The following is a 23,225-nucleotide window of genomic DNA, read 5'->3' on the forward strand; positions in this document are numbered from 1 at the left end:
TCCCCGCAACGCGTGAACAGGCATGGCGTATGGCCAGGAGGTGCAGGCGAATGCTCGACCGCACGCAGGCATTGGCGGAACTGACCGCCCCGGACTCGGTGTTCGCCATCGTCGACAGTGATCGTGGCGGCGGTCCGTCCGGCGATCGGAGCAGCAACCACGGCAGCGGCCGGTGGCGGGAGTACGCCTCCGCGCCCGCGACGCTCCGCACGGTCTTCGAGGGGACGGCCGCCTTCGGGACCGCCGACGCGCTCGTCCACGAGACAGGCCGCATCAGCTACGACGAACAGCTGCGGCTGGTCGCCCATTTGGCGCGCCACCTCGCCGAGGAGTTGGGCGTGCGCAAGGGCGACCGGGTCGCCATCGCGATGCGCAACCACCCCGAGTGGGTCCTCGCGTTCTGGGCCACGCAGGTCCTGGGCGCCGTCGCCGTACCGCTCAACGCGTGGTGGACAGCCGACGAACTCGGGTACGCGCTGGCCGACTCCGGCACGTGTGTGCTGGTCGCCGACGGCGAGCGCGCCGAACTGCTCGCGGCGGCGGAGGAGGACGTGGTCCCGACGAGTGTGCGTGCCGTCCTCGTCGCGCACCCGGAAGGCCCGATGCGGCCGGGCATGACCGACCTGTCGGCGGCGTTGACCCGATGGTCCGACCCCTGCCCGCTGCCCGCGGCCGAGATCGCACCGGACGACGACGCGACGATCATCTACACGTCGGGCACGACTGGCCGTTCCAAGGGCGCTGTCGGTACGCAGCGCAACCACACCACCAACCTGCACACCATCCAACTGCTCCAGGCCGTGCAGTTGGCCCGCGCGGGCGTACCACCGGAGATGCTGACCAAGGGCATGCCCGCGTTCTACGCCGCGGCGCCCGACATGCCCCGGCCGAGCGCGCTCCAGGTCTACCCCTTCTTCCACATCGCCGGACTCGTCGGCATGTACGCCGCCGCCGGCCAGGGCGCGAAGCTCTCCCTGATGCGCCGCTGGGACACCGAACGCGCCCTCCAGCTCATCGAATCGGAGCACGTCACGAGCGCGACGATGGTCCCCACGCTGCTGCGCCGCCTGCTGGAGTCCCCGGCGCGCGGAAAGTACGACCTGTCGTCCCTGCTCAGCCTCGGCGCCGGCGGCGCGCCGGTGCCCCCGGACCTGGTGGACGGCGTGGGCCGGATGTCCGGCCGCGCGGTGTCGCCGCTCAACGGCTACGGCACGACCGAGACGACCAGCGCCGTGGTGGCCAACTCGGGCGAGGAGTACTACGCGCACCCGGACAGCGTGGGCCGCCCGGTCCCGGTGGTCGACGTCGCGGTCGTCGACCCGGCGACCGGGCGCGAGGTGGCGCGGGGCGAGACCGGTGAACTCCGCTTCCGGGGGCCGCACATCGCTCGCGGATACTGGAACAGGCCGGAGGAGAGCGCGAGTTGCTTCCCCGACGGATGGTTCCGCACCGGTGACCTCGGGTACGTCGACGGCGACGGGCTGGTCTACGTGGTCGACCGGCTCAAGGACGTCATCATCCGGGGCGGCGAGAACGTCTACTCGGCGGAGGTCGAGGCGGTGCTCTTCGAGCACCCGGCGGTCGCGGACGTCGCGGTGGTGGGCGTACCGCACCGCGAACTGGGCGAGGAGGTCGCGGCGGTCGTCGAGACGCAGCCGGGAGCGGTGGTGTCCGCGGCGGAGTTGCGCGGGCACGTGGCGCGGCGGCTGGCGGCGTTCAAGGTCCCGACGATCGTGCGGTTCAGCGAACGGCCGCTGCCGCGCAACGCGGTGGGCAAGGTGCTGAAGCGCGAGCTGCGGGAGATGCTCACGTTGTGAGCCGGGCCGGGCGGGCGCTGCCTGAGCGACCTGAGCAGACCGCCCCGACCCGACCCGAGTCGACCCGCCCCGACCCGACCCGAGTCGACCCGAGCTGAGTCCACTCGGGCCGAAGTGAGTCCACTGGGGCCGAGCTGAGTCGACCCGAGCCGAGCTGAGTCCACGCGAGGCGAGCCGACTGCACCCGGCGGCGAGCGGGTCGGTTCAGCCGGTCCGCTGCGGGCGCGTCATGCGGCGTTCCCAGAAGGCCAGTTCCTCGAGCGCCTCGATGACATAGCGGTGGTCGCCGTCAAGGGCCTCGGTCATGTCCAGGACCAGTTCCCGGAGCAGCCGGACCGCTTCGTCGGCGTCGCCCGACCGCCCGGTGTGCAGGGCCAGTTCGCGCCGTACCTTGAACGTGTCGATGTCGGTGGGCCCGTGGACGCGCACGTACGCGGGCACCAGTTCGCGCAGCAGCAGGGCCGCGGCGGTGGGGTCCCCGGCCTTGGCCGTCCAGTGCGCGAGGTTGCGGCGTACGCCCAGGGTGTCCGGGTGCTCGCGGCCACGTACGCGCGTGTAGTCCGCGACGAGTTGGCGCAGCACTTTCACCGCGGTGTGATGCTCGCCGGACCGCCCCAGGTGGTAGGCGAGGTCGTCGCGCACACCGAGCGTGCGTGGGTGGTCGTGGCCGAACACCCGGTTGTGCTCCGGCAGTAGCTCGCGCAGCAGGGCGACCGCCTCCTTCGGTGCGCGACCGGGAACCTCGGCCATGCGGCGGGCCAGTTCCTCGGCCTGCACGGGCACGGAGGGCACGCGTATCGGAGGGAGCGGCGGCACGGCCTCGATCAGGCGGCGTACCTCGGCGGCGCTCTGCGGGCGGTCGTCGGGATGCTTCGCGAGCAGCGCCAACACCATCTCGCACACCTCGTCGGGGAGGTCGTCGCGGACCCGGGCGGGGGACTCGGCGGCTACGTGCACGTGCCGGAAGAGCAGGCTCGGTACGTCGCCGAATCCGAACGGCGGGAGGCCGGTGAGGAGTTCGTAGAGCAGGCAGCCGGTCGAGTAGAGGTCGGAGCGGGCGTCGGCCGGCTGGCCGTTGGCCTGTTCCGGCGACATGTAGGCCGCGGTGCCGAGCACCGCGCCCGGCCGGGTGAGCGTGGCGCCGGCGGCCAGGGCCTTCATGGAGCGGGCGATGCCGAAGTCGAGGACCTTCAGCACGCCTTTGTCGCTGGCCATGATGTTCGCGGGCTTGATGTCGCGGTGCAGCACCTCGGCGTCGTGCGCGACCTCCAGCGCGTCGCACAACTGACGCGCCAGGTCGAGGACGCGCGCCAGCGGGAGGGGGGACTCGTCGGCGACGACCTTGGCGAGCGAGCGGCCGGGGACCAGTTCCATCGTGACGTACACGGCTTCGCGTACCGGCTCGTCGGGGGTGGCGGGCCCGTGGTGCGAGAGGGGACGCGCCGGGGCGGTCGGCGGCGTGTGCGGGTCGTCGGGATCGGCGGCCTGCAGCAGTCCGGTGCCGAAGTCGTACACGGTGACGATGTGGGGGCTCGACAGGGTGCCCGCGGTACGCGCCTCGCGGGCGAAGCGGTCGGCCGCGCCGGGGATGCCGTACATGTCGCGCAGCAACTTGACCGCCACATACCGGTGCATATGGGTGTCGCGGGCACGCCAGACCACGGCCATACCGCCGGAGCCGAGCTCCTCGATCAGCCGGTACCGGCCGGCGAGCCACCACTCACCCACGCGCCGCTCGCCTCCCCGTCTTGTTGTTTCCCGTCGTGATTGTCCCGCAGCGGGGGGCGTGGGGGGAGGACAGCGGGATGACAGCGGGCAGACAGCGAGGGTGAATTCCCAAACGTTATGCAGAGTGCATGCGAAGCGCGCATTTTGATCGGATATAGGGTGATCACGGATCGACCCGCACCACGGTACGGAGGCAACCCGGTGGGCCACGCGGCAGGTGACGCCCACTGGTTCCTGCGCGCGCTCGCCCCGCGCCGGGCACCGATTCCCTGGGCCGCGGCCGGGCGCGCGGCACTCGCGCTGGCCGGGCCGCTGGCGATCGGCGTGGCCGCCGACGAGGTGGCGTACGGCGTGCTGGCCTCGCTCGGCGCCCTCAACATGGTCGTGCTCGACCGCGACGAGGCGTACCGGCTCCGGATCATCCGCATGGTGCCCCCGCAACTCGCCGGAGCGCTCGGCATCGTGATGGGTCATCAGACGGCGGACCGGGGCTGGACGACGGTGCTCGTGCTGGTCGCGACCGCGTTCGTCTCCGGTGTCATCAGCCCCGTCGGCGGCATCGCGTCGTCGTGCGGGCTCATGCTGCTGCTCATGACGGTGGTCGGCACCGGGGTGCCGATGCCGGACCCATGGTGGCTGCCGCCGGTGCTGCTGGTGACCGGCGGCGCGGGGGTCCTCCTGCTCGCGTTGGTGGCGTGGCCGTGGCGGCGCGGGCGCCCGGAGCGCGCCGCGGTCGCCGAGGTGTACTACGCGGCCGCCGACCGCTTGCGCGCCGCCGGGCGTCCCGGTCGGCCGCTGCCGGGCGCGGGGCACGACATCGGGGCGGCGATCGACCAGGCGTACGACGTCCTGGTGCGCCACCGGGCCGGCTCACCCGGGCGGGATCCGGCGACGCAGCACCTGATGATCCAGCTCAACGCGGTCAATCCGATCCTGGAGGCGATCGCCGCGCTGGTGCGCGAGGCGCCGGTGGACCCGAAGTTCGCGGAGGCCATCACGCGTCTGGGCGATGCCGTCGCGACGGGACGGGACGTCGCGGTGGAGCCGGGGTTCGTGCCCAGGACGCCCGCCGAGACGGCGATGCGGGCCGCGCTCCGGCACGCGGCCGGACGGCTGGCCCCGCCGCCCCCGGACGCGACGGGTGTGTTCGCGCACGACCCCGACTCCCTCGGGGTGCCGCACATGGCATGGGGGCCGCGCGCGGGGCTGCGGAACATGGCGACGGTGGTGGCCAGTCGGGCGGCGTGGACGTACGGCGCGCGGCTGGCGCTGTGCATCGGGATCGCGTCGGTGCTCGTCCAGGTCGCCGATCTGCCGCGCTCGTACTGGGTGGCGCTGACCATCACGTTCGTGCTGAAGCCGGACTTCGGTTCGGTGTTCGTACGCGGAGTGCTGCGGGCGGCCGGCACGCTGGTCGGCGTCGCGGTCGCGGCCGCGCTGCTCACATACGTCCCGCGCGGCTGGCCGGATGTCCCGGTCGTCGCGGTGCTCGGATTCCTGCTGCCGATCGCGACGTCGCGCAGCTACGGGATGCAGACGGCGGCGATCACCCCGCTGATGCTGCTGTTCACCGACCAACTCGGGCACGGGGGTGTCGGCGGGCTGGTTCCGGCGCGCACGCTCGACACGTTGCTGGGCTGCGCGATCGTGCTGGTGTTCGGCTACCTGTTGTGGCCGGACGGGCGGCGGACGCGGCTGCGGGAGATGGTGGCGGGGGCCGCGGAGGCGAACGGCGCCTACCTGCGGCTGCTGCTCGCGGAGGGGGAAGGGGGCCGGGCCGGGCGGTCGCGGGCAAGGCGGCGGGCGTACAACACGCTGACGGGTGCGCGCACCGCGTTCCAGCAGGCGTTGGCGGAACCGCCGCCGACGTCGCGCCGGGCGGCGGCCTTCTGGCCGGTCCTGGTCGCGGTGGAGCGCATGACCGATTCGATCTCGGCCTCGTCGGCGTACGTCGACGGCGGCGCCCCGGTGCCGGACCAGGACACCGTGGACGCGGTCGCGGAGCGGATCGACGCTTTTGCCCGGGCAGTTGGTCAGGGACGACCGGTGGAGGCAGTGCCGGACACGCAAGTTGACCCGCCGTCGGCAGTCTCCGCGGACAGCAGGGCCCCGCGGCACGGCGCGTCGGCGGACCACGTCACCACCGAGGGCTCCGCGCTGCTCAACGGCGTGCGCATGGATGTGGAGACCGCCTGCACGCTGTACGACCAGGCGCTCCCCGGCGCCCGGATGCGATGATCGGCGCGAGAACGCCGCCGCGGTCCTTTCGCCGCAAGGGCGTTGGTGTCCGTGCGCGTGGAGGTCGCCTTGCCCGGTCCCGTCACCGTCGTCCACGCGAGCGACGAGCCGCCCGCCTCGTGGGACGCAAGCGTGTTCCTCGCCGGACCGAGCCCGCGCAGTGCCGACGTCGCCTCCTGGCGGCCGGCCGCGGTCGAGCTGATCCGGCGTCAGTGGGTGGGGCCCGGCGAGTTGGTGGTCTTCGTCCCCGAACCCGCCGACGGGCGGCCGTGGGCCGACTACGACGATCAGCGCCTGTGGGAGCTGCGTTGGCTGGGCGTCGCGGACCAGGTGGTCTTCTGGGTGCCGCGCGACCTCGCGACGCTGCCCGGGCTCACCACCAACGACGAGTGGGGCTGGACCAAGGACGGCGGGCGCGCCGTGTTCGGTTCGCCGCCGGGTGCGGCGAAGGTTCGCTATCAGCGCGAGTACGCGCGCGACCACGGCGTGCCGACGGCCGACAGCCTGGCGGAGACGCTGCGCATCGCGCTGGACCGGATCGGGGCGGGGGAGCGCCGGTCCGCGGGGGAGCGCGACGTACCGCTGCTGGTGTGGACGACGCCGGTCTTCCGGGCCTGGTACGCGGGCCTGCGCAAGGCCGGCAACACCCTGCTGGGGGCCCGACTCGTGTGGACCTTCCGGGCCGACGAGGGGCGGACCGTCGTGTACTCGGCCGTGCACGTCTCCGTCGCGATCGCGGCGGAGGGCGGGCGCGTGAAGGCCAATGAAGTGGTCCTGTCGCGGCCCGACATCAGTGCCGTGCTGCTCTATCGGCGTGCCCCGGACGTGCGGGACACCCGGCTGGTGCTGGTTCGCGAGTTCCGCGCGCCCGGCCTGGCGCGGGACGGCTACGTGCGCGAACTGCCGGGCGGTTCGGCGTCGTACGACGTCGCGCCGCAGGACCGCGCACTGGCCGAGGTGCGCGAGGAGACCGGGCTCGGCCTGGCCGCCGAACGCCTGCGCGGGCACGGGGTCCGCCAGGTCGCGGCATCGTCGTCCGCTCATCGCGCCTGGCTCTACTCGGCCGAACTGACCGACCGGGAAATGGAGTTGCTGGGCGCCGACGGATCAGCGCACGGCGAGGGCGGGGCGGGCGGGGAGGAGCGCACGTACGTCGAGGTCACGACGTACGGCGAACTCCTCGGCTCCGACGGGGTCGACTGGACCACCGTCGGAATGGTCGCCCAGATTCTCGCGGACCTGGGCGGCCCGTCGGCGCCGGAAGACGGCGCGGGTCAGTAGGGCAGGCCGTCGCGGTGCGCGGCGCTGCACGGCGTGTGGCGCTCGACCATGTAGGTCACGCCGTCGAACACCGTCAGGCGGCCGCCCATCGGGTCGCCTCCCGCCGGGACCTCGACGAGTGTGCGCGGGTGCAGTGCCGCGAGGTACGGCTCGCCGCACAGTCGGCATTGCGCGGGAATCGTACGGTTCGAGTGCGTCCTCTTCATGGCGTTACCCCCTCCGGGTGCGCTCGGCGCGACTGCGGAATCCGGTGACGTTCCGCGTCGGCCAGGTCTTGTTCACCTTGTGTTCATCTTGATGTCGACTGCCATACTCCATGTTCCCGGCAGAAATGTCAACTCGGTTGGCCTACGCGGTGGGCCGATCGATATGGCATCCTGACGTTGTGGATCAGAGCGAAGCCGCCGAAGACCTCGCCAAGGCGGCCAGGACGTACCGGCGCACCGAGAAGGCGCACGAGGAAGCCCGCCAGGCCCTCAAGCAGGCCGCGGTCGCCGCGGTCAAGGCGGGCGTCAAACAGTCCGAAGTGGTCAAGACGACCGGCTGGACGCGCGAGTACCTGCGCAGACTCCGCAAAGGCGGCGGGGCCGACGGCTCCGGTCCGTCAGCCGACGACGCCAAGCCGAAGAAGTAGCCGCGCCGCGATCCGGTCGCCGTACGAACGATCGGATTCGCGCCGCGCCACGTGTACGCGCGCGAGATACGCACCGACGGCGGCGCCGGCGGTGTTCATCAGCACGTCGTCGACCGACGAGACGCGGCCCATGTCGAGCACGTACTGCCCGGTCTCAAGCAGTCCCGAGACCACCGCGCCGAGCAGCGCCATGCGCGGCACACCCGCGAACCCGGGCCACCGCATCGGCAGGAAGAAGCCGAGCGGCACGAACACCACCAGGTTCGCGCCGACTTGCACGAAGGCGTCCACCGGCGTGCTCGTGAGCGTCGCCGCCAGGTCGCGCAACGGCACCGCGCTCACCGCGCGTTCGCCGTACGCGGGGGTCAGGATCATCCACACCCACGGCAGCGTGCCCGCCGCGATCCCCGCCTCCGCCGCGGTGAAGCGCAACGCCTCGGCGGGATCCCGTCCCTGACGGACCCTCAGCCGGACACCCAGCACGCAGGCCCCCGCAACGAGCGGAATGACCGCCCCCCACACCAGCAGGACCCCGCCCCACGACTCCCACACCTGACGCACGCGCTCGAACCTACCGCCACGGCCGCCGCCGCGCTCACGGGTGCGGGATGGCGTCGATCAACGCCCGCGCCCCCTGGTCGAGCAGCGTGTTGGCGGCCGCCTCGCCGACCCACTCCGGCGTGTGCATGAGGCCGTTCTCGAACGCCTCGATCACCACGTCACCCGCCGGACTGAACACCGCGGCATGCAGCGCGAGTCCGTCCTCCTTCGGCGCGCAGTAGCCGGCGATCGGACTCGCGCAGTGCCCGCGCAGTACCCGCAGCATGGTCCGCTCCGCCGTCGCGCACGCGCGCGTCAGCGCGTGGTCGAGCCCGGACACCGCCTCGACCGACTCGGCGTCGTCGGACCGGCACTGCAACGCGAGCACGCCCGCGCCCACCGCCGGGATCATCGACGTCGTGGGCAGCGCCTCGGTGATCCGCTCGTGCAGCCCGATCCGGCGCAGGCCCGCCACGGCGAGCAGCAGCGCGTCGTACTCGCCCGCGTCCAGCTTGGCCAGCCGGGAGTTGGCGTTGCCGCGGACCGGAACCACCGTCAGATCCCGGCGCAGCGACTTGAGTTGCGCGGTGCGCCGGACCGAACTCGTACCGACGCGCGAACCCGCGGGCAGATCCCGCAGCTTGGTCCCGTCCGCGGTCACCACCGCATCGTGCACGTCGTCGCGCGGCAGGTACGCGGTGATCTCCAGCCCCTCGGGCACCGGTTCGTCCCCCGGCATGTCCTTGAGGCAGTGCACCACCATGTCCACCTCGCCCGCGAGTTGCGCCCGGTCGATCTCCTTGACGAAGACCCCCTTGCCGCCCAACTCCGCCAGGCTCCCGGCCCACCGGTCGCCGGACGTGGTGTACGGCACGATCTCGACCTCGCGCACGAACCACTGCGCGCGCATCAGCCCGGCCACATGCTCCGCCTGCGCCATCGCCATCGGCGAGGACCGCGTACCGATCCGGAGGACGCCACCACCACCCATCCCCCCAGGCTAGGCGCCGCCCACGCCCCCGCCCCGCCGCAATCCCCCACCCGCCCGCCCCACCACCCGAAAGCGTGAAGCCGCACCGAAGCGCGGGCGGCAGCGGGCGGCAGCGCACGAGAGCGGACGGGAAACGCTCAAGGCCCCGATCTGCGGGTGCAGATCGGGGCCTTGGCAAGGTGGGGTGAGTGACGGGACTCGAACCCGCGACGTCCTGGACCACAACCAGGTGCTCTACCAACTGAGCTACACCCACCACGCGTCTTCCGGCCGTACGACCGGAGCAGCGAGAAAGAGTGTACAGGGGATCGAGGGGTGCTCGCTCCCGGGTTGTTCCGGGGAGACGCCGAGCTCAGCCGGAGGTCGGCCCGAGGTCAGCTGAGCGGGACCTGAGGGGCCGTGAAGCGGGCGGCGATCTGTTTGGCGGTGTCGGTGTCCGGGCCCGGCTGCGGCACGAAGATCGCCTCCCGGTAGTACTTCAGTTCGGTGATGCTGTCCTTGATGTCGGCCAGCGCGCGGTGGTTGCCGGTCTTCGGCGGCGACTGGAAATAGACGCGCGGGTACCAGCGGCGGGCCAGCTCCTTGATGGAGGAGACGTCCACGATGCGGTAGTGGAGGTAGCCCTCCAGCGCGGCCATGTCGCGGGCCAGGAAGCCGCGGTCGGTGGCGACGGAGTTGCCGCACAAGGGGGCCTTGCGCCCCTCGCTGACGTGTTCGCGGACGTACCCGAGGACCATCGCCTCGGCCTCCGCCAGCGTCACCCCGTCGTCGAGGACGTCGAGCAGACCCGACGCGGTGTGCATCGCGCGCACCACGTCGGGCATGCCGTCCAGCGCCTCGGCGGGCGGGCGGATCACGACGTCGACCCCGTCGCCGAGGACGTTGAGCTCCGAGTCGGTGACGAGTGCGGCCACCTCGACAAGGGCGTCCCGGTTGAGGTCGAGTCCGGTCATCTCGCAGTCGATCCAGACCAAGCGGTCATTCATAGTGGATCAGCCTAGGCCCTGCGACCGTCGCCAGGGCCTCAGCGGCCTCGCGGCCTACGGCCGGCCCACCTCCACCTCGACGGCCACCGCGTCCGGCTCCCGGGTCCGGAAGGCGTCCCGGTACGCGGCGGGCGGGATCCCGAGCTGCTTGCGGAAGTGCCCGCGCAGCGCGACCGGGGACCGGAAGCCGCAGCGTCTGGCTATCTCCTCCACCTGCAACTCGGTGGTCTCCAGCATCCGCTGCGCCTGGAGGACGCGCTGGGTCAGGAGCCACTGCAGCGGGGCGCTGCCGGTCAGCGACCGGAAGCGGCGGTCGAACGTACGGCGGCTCATGTACGCCCGCGTCGCCAGCACCTCTATGTCGAACTTCTCGGACAGGTTCTCCAGTGCCCACGAGATCACCGTGGCCAGCGGATCGCCGCTGATCTCCTCCGGCAGCGACAGGTCCATGTACGCGGCCTGCCCGCCGACCCGGTGGGCCGGCACCACCAGCCGCCGCGCGAGCGCGTTCGCCGCGTCCGAGCCGTGGTCGATGCGCACCAGGTGGAGGCACAGGTCGATGCCCGCCGCGGTGCCGGCGCTGGTCAGCACGTCGCCGTCGTCCACGTACAGTTCGCGCGGGTCCACGCGGACCTTCGGGAACGACTTGGCGAGCGCGGGCGCGTACATCCAGTGCGTCGTCGCCGGCCGGTCGTCGAGCAACCCGGCCGCCGCGAGCACGAACGCCCCGCCGCACAGGCCGACCACGCGCGCGCCCTCGCGGTGCGCGCGACGGAGCGCGTCGAGCACCGGAGCGGGCGGCGTGCGCGACGGCGAGTGCCATGCCGGCACGATCACCGTGCCCGCGCGGTGCAGGCCGTCGAGGCCGTGCGGCGCGATGAGTTCGACGCCGCCGGTGGTGCGCAGCGGCCCGGGCTCGGCGGCACATACCAGTAATCGGTAGTTCGGGACTCCGGCGTCCCTGCGGTCCACGCCGAAGACCGAGATGGGGATCGAGCTCTCCAGAATCGGCGAGTTCGAGAACAGCAGGACCGCGATGGTCTCGGCCCGGCGCCTGCCGATCAGCCGCGCGGGCCATTCCGCGTACGACTCGGCCTCGTCCGGGACTTCGTCGTCGGACAGGCCGTCGACCGAGTTCGCCGTCCGGCCCGGTTCCGCGTCGGTCCCCACGACCGCCACGTCGCTCTCCCCGTAGTCGTCGTCCGGTACGGCGCCGACGCCGGGGTCGAAGCCGACCATGTCGCCGTCCGCCGCGGTGTCCGCCGCTGTGCCCGGCGAGGTGTCCGAATCTGCTTCCCCCGTGCCCCCGTTCGCGCCGTATTCGTTTCTCGGCGCGGGGACCGGAGCCTGTCGTTCGCCGGTACGCGCCGCGGGTATCGACACGTCCGCGGACGCCGGCGAGGCCGCGGTGTCCTCCGCGGCCGTGGACTCGCGCCGACCCGCCTGTCGACCGTCGGTCCTGCTCATGGCTCCGATCGCCCCCTTCAGCCCTCCACGACACCCTCCGGTCGAGCACCGGCGAGGCGGGAGGGGTCGTTGATGGCGAGTCTCAGTAGTTCACACACGCCACTCAAGTCACCCAAGATCGGAACTTACTCTTTCTGGGCTTGTCTATGCATGGTGTTCTCCACGTGACGTTATGTAGATATGCCTGTTTGTGATGGCGGTCACACCACCCCTGGCGACTCTTCGATGAGCAATGCCCGGGTTGCAAAGCGAATTTCGTGAATGAAATCTATGTCTGCTTGCTCACGGTGTGTTACGAATTTCGGAAGATCACCAGCCACGCGGCGGCGCCAGCGGCCAGAACTCCGGCTCCGGTGGCGAGCGCGGGCAACAGATCGACACGGCCGGCGAGTAGCCCCAGGGCGGTGAAGAGCGCGCCCGCGGCGTACCAAGGCGCGATCTCGCCCAGCCCGACCGGCGACCGATCGGTGGGTTGGTCCGGGTCTCCGGTGTCCGGCAGGAGCGCTCGGGAGCGTGCCTGGGAGGGCGCCTGCGGGGCGTCCGGGGTGGCGGTGCGGGCGCGGCGTCCGGATGGCCGATCGGGGGCCGTACGCGGCCGCACGGGCCGCGGGGGTCCTGCGGTGCCGCGGGGTGTGGCTCGCGGGGGCATGCCGTTCCTCGGTTGGGGCGGACGTCGGACGGAAGTCGGACGTACGTCGGGCCCTGCTCGGGCTGGGCCCCGTCGGCCCGGGGTCGGCGTCCGCGACGGTGCCGCGCACTCGGGATCGCCGCCCCGGCCGACGTGGGCCGCCCGGACACGCGGTGTCGTCGTGTGCAACGCCGACCCGGCCCCGCGGGTAACGGCCCCCGGGGGTTTCCCGCCCCCGCGCAACCCTTCGCCATGCCTCGGGCCCCGATTCGCCACCCGCGGAGACCGACATGAGGACTCCGGTGCCGACAGTCCCGTACGCAGGCGCGCACCCCACCGCTGCCGTACGCCGTGGCGCCGTCGCCACCGGAGGTGATCCGGCCACGCCCGCCGACCGGTCCGCAGGAGGTCGGCACCGCCCGCGGAGCGGTCCGGCGGGGCCCCGCACCAAGGCCGCACGGGGCGCGAATCCGGGCGGTTCCGGGCCTGTTGGGGTGTCCTTCGGCGATGACTTCACCCGGATGGGGGTTTCGCGGCTGCCGGGGGCTCCCGTACGGCGGCGTGGGCAGATATCGTGCGTGCTCGACACCGCACGGCCTGTCCGATTCCGACCGCAATACGTAATCTGTATGCATAGGCTCTTTATTTGATCTCTGAGGGGCCGCGCAGCGCTCCTCCTCAGCAAAGACGCCCGATTGCCATGGCTGCTTTCGACTTCAGTGACCTGCCGGACGGCACCCCGTTGCTCCGTCCCGAATCCCAGCGCCCCCGCGACCCCGCGTTCCAGCACCCGGTCGTCGTCGGTTTCGACGGCTCGGGGGCGAGTGAACGCGCACTGGCGTACGCGGCCGGCATGGCCCGCCGTCTCGGCGGCGGGCTCGTCATCGTGCACGTCGCGAACCGCATTCCGGCCACTGTGTGGGCCGGTTGTGAGCCCCCGGTCTTCATCGACGTGCCCGACAACCGTTCCGAGGCCCTCGGCCTCGAACTCGCCTGTGCCGACCATCTCAGCGACGTGCCCTGGATCCTCGTCGAACGCGGCGGCGACATCTGCCACGAGATCGAGGACGTCGCCAAGGAGTTCGCCGCCGACGCGATCGTCGTCGGCGGGTCCTCGGGTTTTGTGAGCCGCTTGTTCGGCTCGGTGTCGTGCCGCCTCGTGAAGCACGCGAAGCGGCCCGTCGTCGTGATCCCCTGACCGGCGCCCGCGCCGATCGACCCGACCGGTCGATCTGCCGATTCGCCGGTCGTACCGGACACAAAGCCGGAATTAGTTCAGCGTATGTCGTGTTCTGCCCGGATTAATCCCCGGTCTCTCCCCTCCTCGTGATCGAGGTTCCAGCCCTCCTGCATTACGTTGCTGCCCAGCCACGAAACCGCGGTCCGTCGCGCTGCCGGTCGACGTGCCGTGGCGGGGGAGCGCGTGGCCGGGTGAGGGTGGCACACAAGGATCGCGAGGCACGAGGTTGGCGGAGTATCGGATCGAAGACCTCGCCCGCGAGGGCGGTACGACCGTGCGCAACGTACGCGCGTACCAGGACCGCGGGCTGCTGCCCCGGCCGCGCCGGGCCGGCCGGGTGTCGCTGTACGACGGCGGTCATCTGGCGCGCCTGCGTCTGATCGGCCAACTCCTGGAGCGCGGCTACAGCCTGGTCAGCATCAAGGAGCTGCTCGACGCGTGGGACAACGGGCGCAGCCTCGGCGGTGTGCTCGGCCTGGTCGCGGAGGTCACCGGGCCGTGGAGCGACGAGGAACCCGGCAGGATGACACGTGCCGAGTTGACCGCCATGTTCGGCGGCCTCTCGGACCCGGTGGTCATCGCGGGCGCCGTGCAGTTCGGGCTGCTCGAGCCGGAGGACGACTCGCTGACGTTGTTCCGGGTGCCCAGCCCGCGCGAGCTGGCGGTGTGCGCCGAACTGCACGCGGCGGGTGTGCCCGTGCACGCGGTGCTCGATCATCTGCGCGCGCTCCGCGCGGACATGGAGCGGGTGGCGGGCTCGTTCATGCAGCTGACCGAGACCTATCTGTGGCAGCACTACCTCAAGGACTCCTCGCTCGAGGAGGAGGCGCCGGAGATGGCCGAGCTGATCCGGCGGCTCCGCCCGCTGGCGCAGCGTGCCGTCGACAGCGAACTCGCCCGCGCGATGCGGCGTCTGGCGACCCGTCAGCTCGGTGAGACGCTGGGCAGGGTACTGGAGGCGGAGAGTCCCGAGCCGGCCGCGCAGCCGGCCGAGGAGCCCGACGCGCCGGCGCTGGAGCGCTACCCCTTCATGTCGGACGAATGGATCGCCGCGGTCTCCCGGCTCAGCCGCCTGATCACGCCGGACCCGGAGAAGCGCACGCCGCATCCGGCGGTCGTCGACATCGTGGTCAGCGACGTACCCGGCCGCGACGACCCGGCCGAACTGCACTTGGACGTTTTCCACGGACGCGTGCTGGTCCGCCCGGGGCTGCTGCCGGGGCCGGACCTCATGATCCACATGGACTACCCGACAGCGCGCAGCCTGCTGCTCGACAACGACCGGTCGCTGCCGCGCAAGGCGCTGGTCGACGGGCGGATGACGGCGCGCGGCGACCTGTTCGCGCTCACCACGTTCCGCGAGGCGATAGCCAGCTTGTCCGGCTGGGACCTCGCGGGGGTGCTGACCGAGCTGACGGCGGCCGAGAAGGGCGCCGACGAGGCGGCCGAGTAGAGCGGGCCGCCGACGAGGTCGCGCGCGGGCTCAGGCCCGGATCTGGCCGAGCAGCCCTTCGATGTACGTGCGGAACACCGCCGCCATGTCCATCTGCTCGGGGTCGAGCAGCCACTGCAGTTGCAGTCCGTCCATCATCGCGATGACCTGCCGCCCGCAGGCCTCCGGGTCGAGGTCGGCGCGCAACTCCCCGGACTCGGTGCCGTGCCGCAGCGCGGTGGTGATCGACGTGGACAGGAGCCGGTAGCGCTCCCGGGCCCACGCGTGCGCCGGGTGGTCGGTCGTCACCGCTTCGCCGGTCAGGACCGTGAACAACTGCACGATGCCCGGCTTGCGGGCGTTGTGTTCGACGAGGGCGACCAGGGCGCGCAGCGCGGGTTCGCCGCCGTCGGGCAGATTGGAGAGGTCGAGGCGCTCGGCGTCCATGCTGTCGCGCAGGTCCAGGACCGCGGTCAGCAGCTCCTGCTTGCTGCGGAAGTGGTGCAGCAGGCCGGCCTGGGTGAGTTCGGCGCGCTCCGCGATGCGGGCGAGCGAGGTGCCGCGGTAGCCGTTCTCGCCGAACTCCTGGAGCGCGATGTTGAGGATGCGGGCGCGCCGCGCGTCGCCGGTCGCGTAGCCCTGCCGCCGCCCCCGGGCCCGGGTCGCGGCCGCCGGCTCCGCGCCGCCTGCGACCTGCTTCGCCGTCTCGGATGAGGCCGTCCCTGATACGTCCATGGACCCATCCTGCCGTGCGGCGGTTTCCCCTGAACATGGGGAACATCACGTAGGCGTAACAAAACTACCGAGCGCAAGGTTTTTGGCGTTACCGTTCGGATGCAACCCGAGCCACGGCCGCGCGGAGCCACGGCCGCGCCGCGGCGGGACCCGGTCGGTACAGGCGCACGTTCCCTCAGCGGACAGGAAGCGACGGTAGGCCAGCGATGACGACGAACACCCCTGCGAGCACTCCTGCGGGCACCCCTGCGACGGACCCGGGGATCGGTGAGGACGAGCTGCGCGCTCTGGTGGGCCGCCTCTCCCTCGAGGACAAGGTGCGGCTGATCGTCGGCGAGGACTTCTGGTCCCTGCCGGAAATGCCGCAGATCGGGCTGCGCAAGCTGCGCGTTTCCGACGGCCCCGTGGGCGTACGCGGAGTCCTGTGGGACGAGCGCGACACCTCGCTGCTCTTCCCGAGCCCGTCCGCGCAGGCCGCCGCCTGGGACCCCGAAGTGGCGCACCGAGTCGGCTTCCTGATGGGGGCTCAGGCGCGCGACAAGGACATCCACGTGCTGCTGGCGCCGACGGTGAACATGCACCGGACGCCGCTGGGCGGACGCCACTTCGAGTGCTACTCGGAGGACCCGCTGCTGACGTCGCGCGTCGCGGTCGGCTTCGTGAAGGGCGTGCAGTCGGCCGGGGTGGGCGCGACGATCAAGCACTTCGTGGCGAACGACTCCGAGAACGAGCGCATGACGTACGACTCGCGAGTGGACGAGCGGGCGCTGCGCGAGGTCTACCTCGCGCCGTTCGAGGCCGCCGTCCGCGAAGCCCGGGTGTGGCTCGTGATGTCGGCGTACAACGCGACCAACGGCCGTACCATGACGGAGAATTCGCATCTCCAGAACGACGTCCTCAAGGACGAGTGGGGCTTCGACGGGGTTGTCATATCCGATTGGGGCGCGGTGCGTTCGACCGAGGGGGCAGCCCTCGGCGGCACCGACATCGCGATGCCCGGACCGGTCGCGGAGTGGGGCGAGCCGCTGGTCGAGGCCGTCCGGGAGGGCCGCGTCGACCAGTCCGTCCTGGACGACAAGGTGCTGCGCATCCTTCGCCTCGCCGCCCGCGTCGGCGTACTGGGCGACACCGCCCCGCGCGGCGACGTGACCACCCCGGCCGACGCCGACGCACAGGTGCGGGAGATCGCCGCCAGGGTGATGGTCCTGCTGGAGAACAAGGACGCCGCGCTCCCGCTCGACCCGTCCGCACTGCGCCGCGTCGCCCTGATCGGCCCCAACGCGGTACGCCTGTCCGCACAGGGCGGCGGCTCCGCGCACGTGAACCCCGACCACGTCGTGAGCGTCCCCGAAGGCCTGCGCGCCGCGCTCGGCCCGGACGTCGAACTCACGGTACGACAGGGCGCGTTCACCCACCGAGCGCTCGCCGACCTGTCACTTGACACCGCCGTCGACCCGGCCACCGGCGAGCCGGGCCTCGGCCTGGAGTTCTTCGACGCCGACGGCAACTCGCTGGGCACCGACCACCGCATCGGCTCGAACCTGGTGTTCTGGCCCGGCACGCTCCCGGCCGGTACCACCGCGATCGCCGCGCGCGTGCGCCTCGCCCCGCAGGTCGACGGCACGCACCTGCTCGACGTGCGTGGCGCCGGCGCCTTCGTCCTGACCGTGGACGGCGAGCGGCGGACCTTCCAACTCGACTCGGACAGCGGCGACATCATCGAGGCGCTGCTCAAGCCGCCGCTCAGGCGCGTCGAGGTGGCGGCGAAAACAGGCGTCGCCGTCGAGATCGAGGCGCACTACACGATCGACCCCACGGTCGGGTTCGCCGCGATGGGGCTGGGTTGGGAGGGCCCGCGCGTCCCGGAGGACGACGAGCTCGACGCCGCGGTCGCCGACGCCGCCGCCGCGGACGTGGCCATCGTGGTCGTGGGCACCACCGACGACATCGAGTCCGAGGGCTTCGACCGCACCGACCTCAACCTGCCCGGCCGCACCGACGAACTCGTCACGCGCGTCGCCGCCGCCAACCCGAACACCATCGTGGTCGTCAACGCCGGCTCCCCGGTGCTGACGCCCTGGCGCCACCAGGTGGCCGCGCTGCTGTGGGCCTGGCTCCCCGGCCAGGCGGGCGGCGCCGCACTCGCCGACGTCCTCACCGGCGCGGTCGAGCCCGGCGGGCGGCTGCCCACCACGCATCCGGCGGCCGAGGCCGACACCCCGGTGCTGTCCACCGCGGTCGTCGACGGCCGCATCGACTACGCCGAGTCCGGCACCATCGGCTACCGCCTGTGGGCGCAGCGGGGCACCAAGCCCGCGTACCCGTTCGGGTACGGCCTCGGCTACACGGAATGGTCGTACGACCGCGTCACCGTCGTCGGCGACGCGTCCGAGGGGCTGACCGTCGAGGTCACCCTCACCAACACCGGTGCCCGGGCAGGCCGCGAGATCGTCCAGGCGTACCTGGAACCGGTCGGGTCCGCCGAGCCGCTGCGCCTGGTCGGCTTCGCCGCGGTCGACGCCCCCGCCGGGAGCACCGTGACCGCGCGCGTCAGCGTCGACCCGGCCGCGCCGGCCCGCTGGGACGTCGCGGCGGGCGCGTGGACGGTGGCACCCGGCACGTACCGCATCGGCGTCGGCCGCAATGCGGGGGACCTGCGCGGCAGCGTCGAAGTCGTGCTCTGACGACCCCTCCGAACACCCTCTGACCGAGGGGAACCACGTGCGGCGGGACGGCACTTACCGGTGGCCCCGTCCCGCCGCGCGCACCTTCGCGCGCGGACGGACCCCGTCCGCGCGCGATGCGTTCCCGGGACGTTTACGCACGTACGGTGTCCGCGCCGTCGCGTGGTGCCGTACCTTGACCTCTCGGGCACCCCCGGCAGCCGCGGGGCGCCGCGAACGGCCGCACACGAGAGGGGAACTCGCGATGGCGACGCAGGCGGAGATGGAGGCCGAGAAGGCCGAGCTGTACGCACGCGACATCAGCGGCGTCGAGTGGATCAGCTACGGCGAGGACACCACCGGCGAAGGCGTCGTGCAGACCGCCGAGATCGGCGGCGGCGCGGTGGCGATGCGCAACTCGGCGCACCCCGAGGGGCCGATCCTGCGGTTCACCAAGGGTGAGTGGGACGCGTTCGTACTGGGGGTCAAGGACGGCGAGTTCGACCTCGAACGCCTCGCGGAGCCCCCGGCGGAGACCGCCTGACGGTCCGCCGGTGCGGGCGCCGACCCGAGTTGCGCCGACCCAAGCTCCTCCCCTCGTGATGTGAGCGTCACTCGCGACATTTCACCCATTTCACCTGTTTGGATGGCGTCCGCCCGGTTATCTCCTTCGGAATACGAAATGTCCGAGGAGGCGCATGTCAGCGCGTGGAGTGGAGATCGTCGCCGACGGCATCGCCGTCCGAGGGCCGTCGGGGACCGTCGTGCAGGACGTCGCCCTCGACGCGCGCCCCGGGTCCGTGAGCGTGCTCGTGGGCCCCGGAGGTTCGGGGCGCACGTCGCTGCTGCTCGCACTCGGCGCCCGGTTCCGGACCTCCCGGGGCACGATCACCGTCGACGGCACTCCGCTGCCGCGCGGTGCCGCGCACGCCCGGCGCCGCATCACGGTGGCCCGCGCGGCCCCGGCCGTGGACCTGGAGGAACGCCTCACGGTCGGCGAACTGGCCGCCGAGCGCCGCGCGATCGGCGGCCCGCGCGTCTCCGACGAGTCCCTCGCGGACGCGTTCGACCTCATGGACCTGCCGTTCACCCCGCACACCCTCGCGGGCGACCTCTCCCGCGTCGAGCAACTCCTGCTCCTCCTCGCGCTCGCCGCCGCCGAGCAGCCGGGCGGCGTGCTCGTCGACGACGTCGACTCCGGCATCGCCGGAACCGACCTGGACCGCGCCTGGCACGCCGTACGCGCCCTCGCACACTCCGGGCCGACCGTGGTGGCCACCGCGACCGCGCCGCCCCCGCCGGGCGCCTCCGCCGCCGACCTGGTGGTGGTGCTCCCGGGCCACCAGACGCACCTGCGGGCAAAGAGCGGGGGCCGCCGGTGAACGTCCTGCGCCTCGCCTGGCTCGAACTCCGCCGCTTCCGCGGCCCGCTGATGGTCGTCCCCGTCGCGATCTCGCTGGTGCCGCTCCTGTACGGCTCCCTCTACCTGTGGTCCAACTGGGACCCGTACGGGCACTTCCACGAGGTTCCCGTCGCCATCGTCAACCAGGACCAGCCGGTCGCCGCCTCGGGCCAGACGCTCGCCGCCGGCGCGCAGCTGACGCAGACCGTCGTCGAGCAGAACAACTTCGAGTGGCACCAGGTCGACGCCGCGAAGGCCTCCGACGGCCTCCGGGACGGCGACTACTACTTCACCGTCACCATCCCGCCGGACTTCAGCGCCAAGCTCGCCAGCGGCCCGACCACGCAGCCGCAGCAGGCCCGCCTGACGATGACGCTGAACGACGCCAACGGCTTCATCATCGGCACCGCCGCGGAGAGCGCGAAAGCGGCGCTGCAGAGCGCCATCACGCAGGCCGTGCAACAGACGTACGCACAACAGGCGTTCACCCAACTGGGCGACCTACGGCAGCAACTCGGGCAGGCGGCCTCCGCCGCCCGCCAGTTGCAGGCCGGCATCGGCACCGCCCCGGCCCCGCAACTGCAACAGGGCGCGGGCGACCTCGCGGCGGGCCTCGACCAGACCGCCGCGGCGGTGCCCGTCCCGGCCGGACCGCAGCAGGCCCAGGGCAGCGCGGGCGTGCTCACCGCCCCCGTGGTGATCGACGTCGACAACCTGCACCCCGCGAAGCTGTACGGGCGCGGCATGGCGCCGTTCTTCTTCAGCATCGCGCTGTGGGTGTTCGGCCTGACCGCCTACCTGGTGCTCAAGCCGTTCAACGCCCGCGCGCTCGCGGGCCGCTCCGGCGCGCTGACGGTCACCCTGGCCGGGTGGCTGCCCGCGGCCTTCCTCGGCGTGGTCGGCGCGTACGTCCTGTACGCCGTCGTCGACCTCGGACTCGGCCTCGACCCCCGCCAGGTCGGGCAGACCCTCGGGCTCCTGGCCCTTGCCGCGGCGGCGTTCGTCGCCATCGACCATCTGCTGAACGTCGCATTCGGAGCCGTCGGCGACGCGCTGTCGCTCGTGCTGCTGATGCTCCAGCTCACCTCGTGCGGCGGTCTCTACCCGATCGAGACGACCCCGGCGCCGTTCCAGTGGCTGCACCAGGTGCTGCCCATGACGTACCTGGTGGAGGGCCTGAGGGTGACGATCTCCGGCGGCGAGGGCTGGATCCTCACCCGTGCGGTCCTGGTGCTGGGCGCGTACCTGCTCGTCGCACTGGCCGTGTCGGCCCTGGTCCTGTCGCGACGCAGGTTGTGGACGATGGCCCGTATGAAACCGGCCATCCAAGTCTAGGGACAGCCCTGCATCGGCTGGCCGCGGCGGCGCGTACCGTCGTCATATACACGCTTCGGGGTCCGATCTCGCGCAGAATCGGACCGGGGAGAGAGGTGTGGAGAAGGCCGAGGGAGGGCGTACGGCGATGGGTGTCGACAACGACGCGACGCAAAGCGCGCGGGTCGCGGGCCACGACGCGGCAGGTGCCGCGCGGGACGTGAGCCGAATAGAGGCGCTGCACGAGAAAGCGGAGGCCGCCTTGAAGGAGCTCGGGCCGGACCACCCCGGCACGCTGGACGCGCGCGCCGAATGGGCGCGGGCGCTCGGCGAGGAGGGGCGTGTCGCCGAGGCCGCCACGGCGTTCGGCGAGCTGGTGGACGAGTACGCGCAGCTGTTGGGCGCGCAGCACCCCGACACCCTGCTCGCACGGCACAACCAGGCCTTCTGCCTCGGAGTGTCCGGCAACGCGGTCACCGCCGAGGCGCTGGCCCGCAACGTCGCCGCCGACTACGTGCAACTGCTCGGCGAGGACGACCCGGAGACGCTCAACGCGCGTGCCGCGTGGGCGCGCTGGATCGGCGAGGGCGGCGACGCCGGGGCCGCCGCGCGCATACTGCGCCCGGTCGTCGACAGCTGCACCGACGTGCTCGGCCCGGTCCACGCCGACACGCTGACGAACCGCCACCAGCACGCGCACTGGATCGGCCGATCGGGCGACGCCGCCGAAGCCGCCCGCCTCATGACCGACATCGCGGGCGAACGCGAGCAGGTCCTGGGGGCGGAGGCCCGCGACACCCTGCTGGCGCGGCACGACCAGGCGGTGTGGACGGGCGAGGCGGGCGACCAGGTCCGGGCCCGCGACCTGTTGAGATCGCTGGTGACCGACGCGGTACGCGCCCTCGGCGCCGGACACCCCGACACGCTCGTGATGCGCCACAACCTCGCGCACTGGACCGGCGAGTCCGGCGACCCCGGCACCGCCCGCGCGCTGCTCGAATCGCTGGGCGCCGACTGCACGCGCATCCTCGGCAACGACCATGCCGACACCGAGAACGCCCGCCGCGCGCTCGACTGGTGGACATGGGGACCGAAGGCGGGGGCCAAGCCGCAGACGGGCGCCAAGTCGCAGGCGGCCTGAGGCCGCGGCGCCGGACCGGCCGTACACCGCGGCGGCGACCGCCCGGACGCAACGAGAGGCGGGACCCCGACGGGTCCCGCCTCTCGCCGCTTTGCGGCCCGACTGTCGTACTCCTGCCTGTGTCGTACCGCCGCCGCCCGAAACACCAGGGGTAACTGCGTTGGCAACCGTCCGGACGACTGCGCCGCCGACGCCGTCGACAGCAGCGCGGTCGCCGGTAAGTCCACTGGTGTATCCACTGCCTCGCCCCCGCTCCGCCTTGCGCGTCCCGGCGTCCAGGTGTCCGACCGGTCACCCGGACGGCGGAGCCGCTACCGGCGGCTCTTCGGGTACGCCGCCGTCACCTCGACCTCGACGAGCCACCCCGGCACCGCGAGGGTCACCACTTCCATCGTGGCGCGGGCCGGCCGCGCGTTGTTCGCCAGGATGGGTGCCTTCGCGGGCGACGTGCCCATCGGCACCGGCACCGGCTTGCGCGTCTGCAGGTCGATGTTCGCGAAGAACTGCCGGTACGCCCGGTTCCAGCCCGCGTAGTCGGCCGACGCCGCGCCCGGCGGCTTCATCAGGTAGCACTTCATCGTGATGACGTCCGCGGGCGTGAGCCCGGCCGCCTTCAGGTTGTCCTGGATCGCCTTGAGCACGACCAGCGCCTGCGCCTCGGTGACGCTGACCCCCTCCGCGCCGGCGGTCATCGTCGGGTCGGTGAAGCGCTCGGGGCTGTTGGCCGGCGCGCTCGGGTTCAGCGCACCCGGGCCGAGCCCGCTGCTGGTGTAGATCGCGACCTCGTGCCCGGTGCCCACGCCCTGCGCGATGGCCGGGTTGCTCTGCCCCGTGGGCAGCATGACCCGGACTTCCTTGTCGCCGATGCGGTTGTTGTGCGCCTCGGCGACCGCGATGCCGGCGCCGAACATCACGATCGCCGAACCGACCGCGACGACGGCCTTTTTGCGACGCGACATTCCGGTTCCGCGGCCCGCGGATGTGCCGT

At 72.3% G+C, this 23,225-nt stretch carries 20 protein-coding genes and 1 tRNA gene; 11 read left to right on the plus strand and 10 right to left on the minus strand.

The window, feature by feature from the left end; genetic code table 11:
- Nucleotides 1–50: 50 nt before the first annotated feature.
- Nucleotides 51–1,817 (plus strand): class I adenylate-forming enzyme family protein, encoded by a 1,767-nt coding sequence (locus AB0C36_RS04795; RefSeq protein ID WP_358349252.1) that lies wholly within the window; start codon nt 51–53, stop codon nt 1,815–1,817.
- A 204-nt stretch (nt 1,818–2,021) separates the two neighbouring features.
- On the opposite strand, the gene AB0C36_RS04800 is transcribed toward AB0C36_RS04795, so the two are convergent.
- Nucleotides 2,022–3,545: a serine/threonine-protein kinase gene (locus tag AB0C36_RS04800; RefSeq protein WP_358349254.1), complete on the minus strand. Its 1,524-nt coding sequence runs from the start codon at nt 3,543–3,545 to the stop codon at nt 2,022–2,024.
- A gap of 201 nt (nt 3,546–3,746) precedes the next feature.
- Between AB0C36_RS04800 and AB0C36_RS04805 the strand changes: the two genes are divergently transcribed.
- The gene (locus tag AB0C36_RS04805; protein WP_358349257.1) at nt 3,747–5,783 is read left to right on the plus strand and encodes an FUSC family protein; all 2,037 of its coding nucleotides are present in this window, start codon (nt 3,747–3,749) and stop codon (nt 5,781–5,783) included.
- A 69-nt stretch (nt 5,784–5,852) separates the two neighbouring features.
- On the plus strand, nt 5,853–7,064 hold the full coding sequence (locus AB0C36_RS04810) for an NUDIX hydrolase (protein ID WP_358349260.1): 1,212 nt from the start codon (nt 5,853–5,855) through the stop codon (nt 7,062–7,064).
- Here AB0C36_RS04810 and AB0C36_RS04815 read toward each other — a convergent pair.
- Nucleotides 7,058–7,270, minus strand: a complete 213-nt coding sequence (locus AB0C36_RS04815; RefSeq protein WP_358349262.1) for a hypothetical protein — start codon at nt 7,268–7,270, stop codon at nt 7,058–7,060. The genes AB0C36_RS04810 and AB0C36_RS04815 overlap by 7 nt on opposite strands.
- 179 nt (nt 7,271–7,449) lie before the next feature.
- Here AB0C36_RS04815 and AB0C36_RS04820 point away from each other — a divergent pair, with 179 nt between their 5' ends.
- Entirely contained in the window at nt 7,450–7,698 is a 249-nt protein-coding gene (locus AB0C36_RS04820; RefSeq protein WP_358349264.1) for a hypothetical protein, read from the plus strand.
- Here AB0C36_RS04820 and AB0C36_RS04825 read toward each other — a convergent pair.
- The 6 genes from AB0C36_RS04825 to AB0C36_RS04850 all read right to left on the minus strand — a co-directional run bounded on the left by AB0C36_RS04825 (nt 7,669) and on the right by AB0C36_RS04850 (nt 12,283).
- Nucleotides 7,669–8,259 (minus strand): VanZ family protein, encoded by a 591-nt coding sequence (locus AB0C36_RS04825; RefSeq protein WP_358349266.1) that lies wholly within the window; start codon nt 8,257–8,259, stop codon nt 7,669–7,671. The genes AB0C36_RS04820 and AB0C36_RS04825 overlap by 30 nt on opposite strands.
- 34 nt (nt 8,260–8,293) lie before the next feature.
- Nucleotides 8,294–9,229, minus strand: a complete 936-nt coding sequence (gene hemC, locus AB0C36_RS04830) for a hydroxymethylbilane synthase (protein WP_358349269.1) — start codon at nt 9,227–9,229, stop codon at nt 8,294–8,296.
- Nucleotides 9,230–9,409: 180 nt separating this feature from the next.
- A tRNA-His gene (locus AB0C36_RS04835) sits at nt 9,410–9,485 on the minus strand.
- A 118-nt stretch (nt 9,486–9,603) separates the two neighbouring features.
- Nucleotides 9,604–10,215, minus strand: coding sequence for an oligoribonuclease (orn, locus tag AB0C36_RS04840; RefSeq protein WP_358349272.1), 612 nt, complete (start codon nt 10,213–10,215; stop codon nt 9,604–9,606).
- Between the two features lie 54 nt (nt 10,216–10,269).
- Nucleotides 10,270–11,337 carry a GlxA family transcriptional regulator gene (locus AB0C36_RS04845; RefSeq protein WP_358349444.1) on the minus strand — a complete coding sequence of 356 codons (1,068 nt, stop codon included), beginning with the start codon at nt 11,335–11,337 and terminating at the stop codon, nt 10,270–10,272.
- A 637-nt stretch (nt 11,338–11,974) separates the two neighbouring features.
- The gene (locus AB0C36_RS04850; RefSeq protein ID WP_358349274.1) at nt 11,975–12,283 is read right to left on the minus strand and encodes a hypothetical protein; all 309 of its coding nucleotides are present in this window, start codon (nt 12,281–12,283) and stop codon (nt 11,975–11,977) included.
- Nucleotides 12,284–13,010: 727 nt separating this feature from the next.
- On the opposite strand from AB0C36_RS04850, the gene AB0C36_RS04855 reads away from it, so the two are divergent.
- Together AB0C36_RS04855 and AB0C36_RS04860 are read left to right on the plus strand one after the other, a co-directional pair.
- Complete coding sequence (locus tag AB0C36_RS04855) at nt 13,011–13,508, plus strand: universal stress protein (RefSeq protein ID WP_358349276.1); 498 nt, start codon at nt 13,011–13,013, stop codon at nt 13,506–13,508.
- A gap of 268 nt (nt 13,509–13,776) precedes the next feature.
- Complete coding sequence (locus tag AB0C36_RS04860; RefSeq protein WP_358349278.1) at nt 13,777–15,003, plus strand: MerR family transcriptional regulator; 1,227 nt, start codon at nt 13,777–13,779, stop codon at nt 15,001–15,003.
- A gap of 30 nt (nt 15,004–15,033) precedes the next feature.
- Here the strand turns inward: AB0C36_RS04860 and AB0C36_RS04865 are convergent, their stop codons facing one another.
- Entirely contained in the window at nt 15,034–15,717 is a 684-nt protein-coding gene (locus tag AB0C36_RS04865) for a TetR/AcrR family transcriptional regulator (RefSeq protein ID WP_358349281.1), read from the minus strand.
- 206 nt (nt 15,718–15,923) lie between these two features.
- Here AB0C36_RS04865 and AB0C36_RS04870 point away from each other — a divergent pair, with 206 nt between their 5' ends.
- From AB0C36_RS04870 to AB0C36_RS04890, 5 genes are all read left to right on the plus strand, one after another.
- Complete coding sequence (locus tag AB0C36_RS04870; protein ID WP_358349283.1) at nt 15,924–18,401, plus strand: glycoside hydrolase family 3 C-terminal domain-containing protein; 2,478 nt, start codon at nt 15,924–15,926, stop codon at nt 18,399–18,401.
- Nucleotides 18,402–18,645: 244 nt separating this feature from the next.
- Nucleotides 18,646–18,924, plus strand: a complete 279-nt coding sequence (locus AB0C36_RS04875; protein WP_358349285.1) for a DUF397 domain-containing protein — start codon at nt 18,646–18,648, stop codon at nt 18,922–18,924.
- A gap of 154 nt (nt 18,925–19,078) precedes the next feature.
- A complete protein-coding gene (locus tag AB0C36_RS04880; RefSeq protein WP_358349288.1) occupies nt 19,079–19,762 on the plus strand; it encodes an ATP-binding cassette domain-containing protein in 684 nt (227 codons plus the stop codon).
- Nucleotides 19,759–21,117, plus strand: coding sequence for a YhgE/Pip domain-containing protein (locus AB0C36_RS04885; RefSeq protein WP_358349291.1), 1,359 nt, complete (start codon nt 19,759–19,761; stop codon nt 21,115–21,117). Before AB0C36_RS04880 ends, AB0C36_RS04885 begins: the two co-directional genes overlap by 4 nt.
- 97 nt (nt 21,118–21,214) lie before the next feature.
- Complete coding sequence (locus tag AB0C36_RS04890) at nt 21,215–22,237, plus strand: tetratricopeptide repeat protein (protein ID WP_358349294.1); 1,023 nt, start codon at nt 21,215–21,217, stop codon at nt 22,235–22,237.
- A 311-nt stretch (nt 22,238–22,548) separates the two neighbouring features.
- Here the strand turns inward: AB0C36_RS04890 and AB0C36_RS04895 are convergent, their stop codons facing one another.
- On the minus strand, nt 22,549–23,196 hold the full coding sequence (locus AB0C36_RS04895; protein ID WP_358349296.1) for a Rid family hydrolase: 648 nt from the start codon (nt 23,194–23,196) through the stop codon (nt 22,549–22,551).
- Nucleotides 23,197–23,225 lie beyond the last annotated feature (29 nt).

This window comes from Streptodolium elevatio, assembly GCF_040649515.1.
Taxonomy (GTDB): domain Bacteria; phylum Actinomycetota; class Actinomycetes; order Streptomycetales; family Streptomycetaceae; genus Yinghuangia; species Yinghuangia elevatio.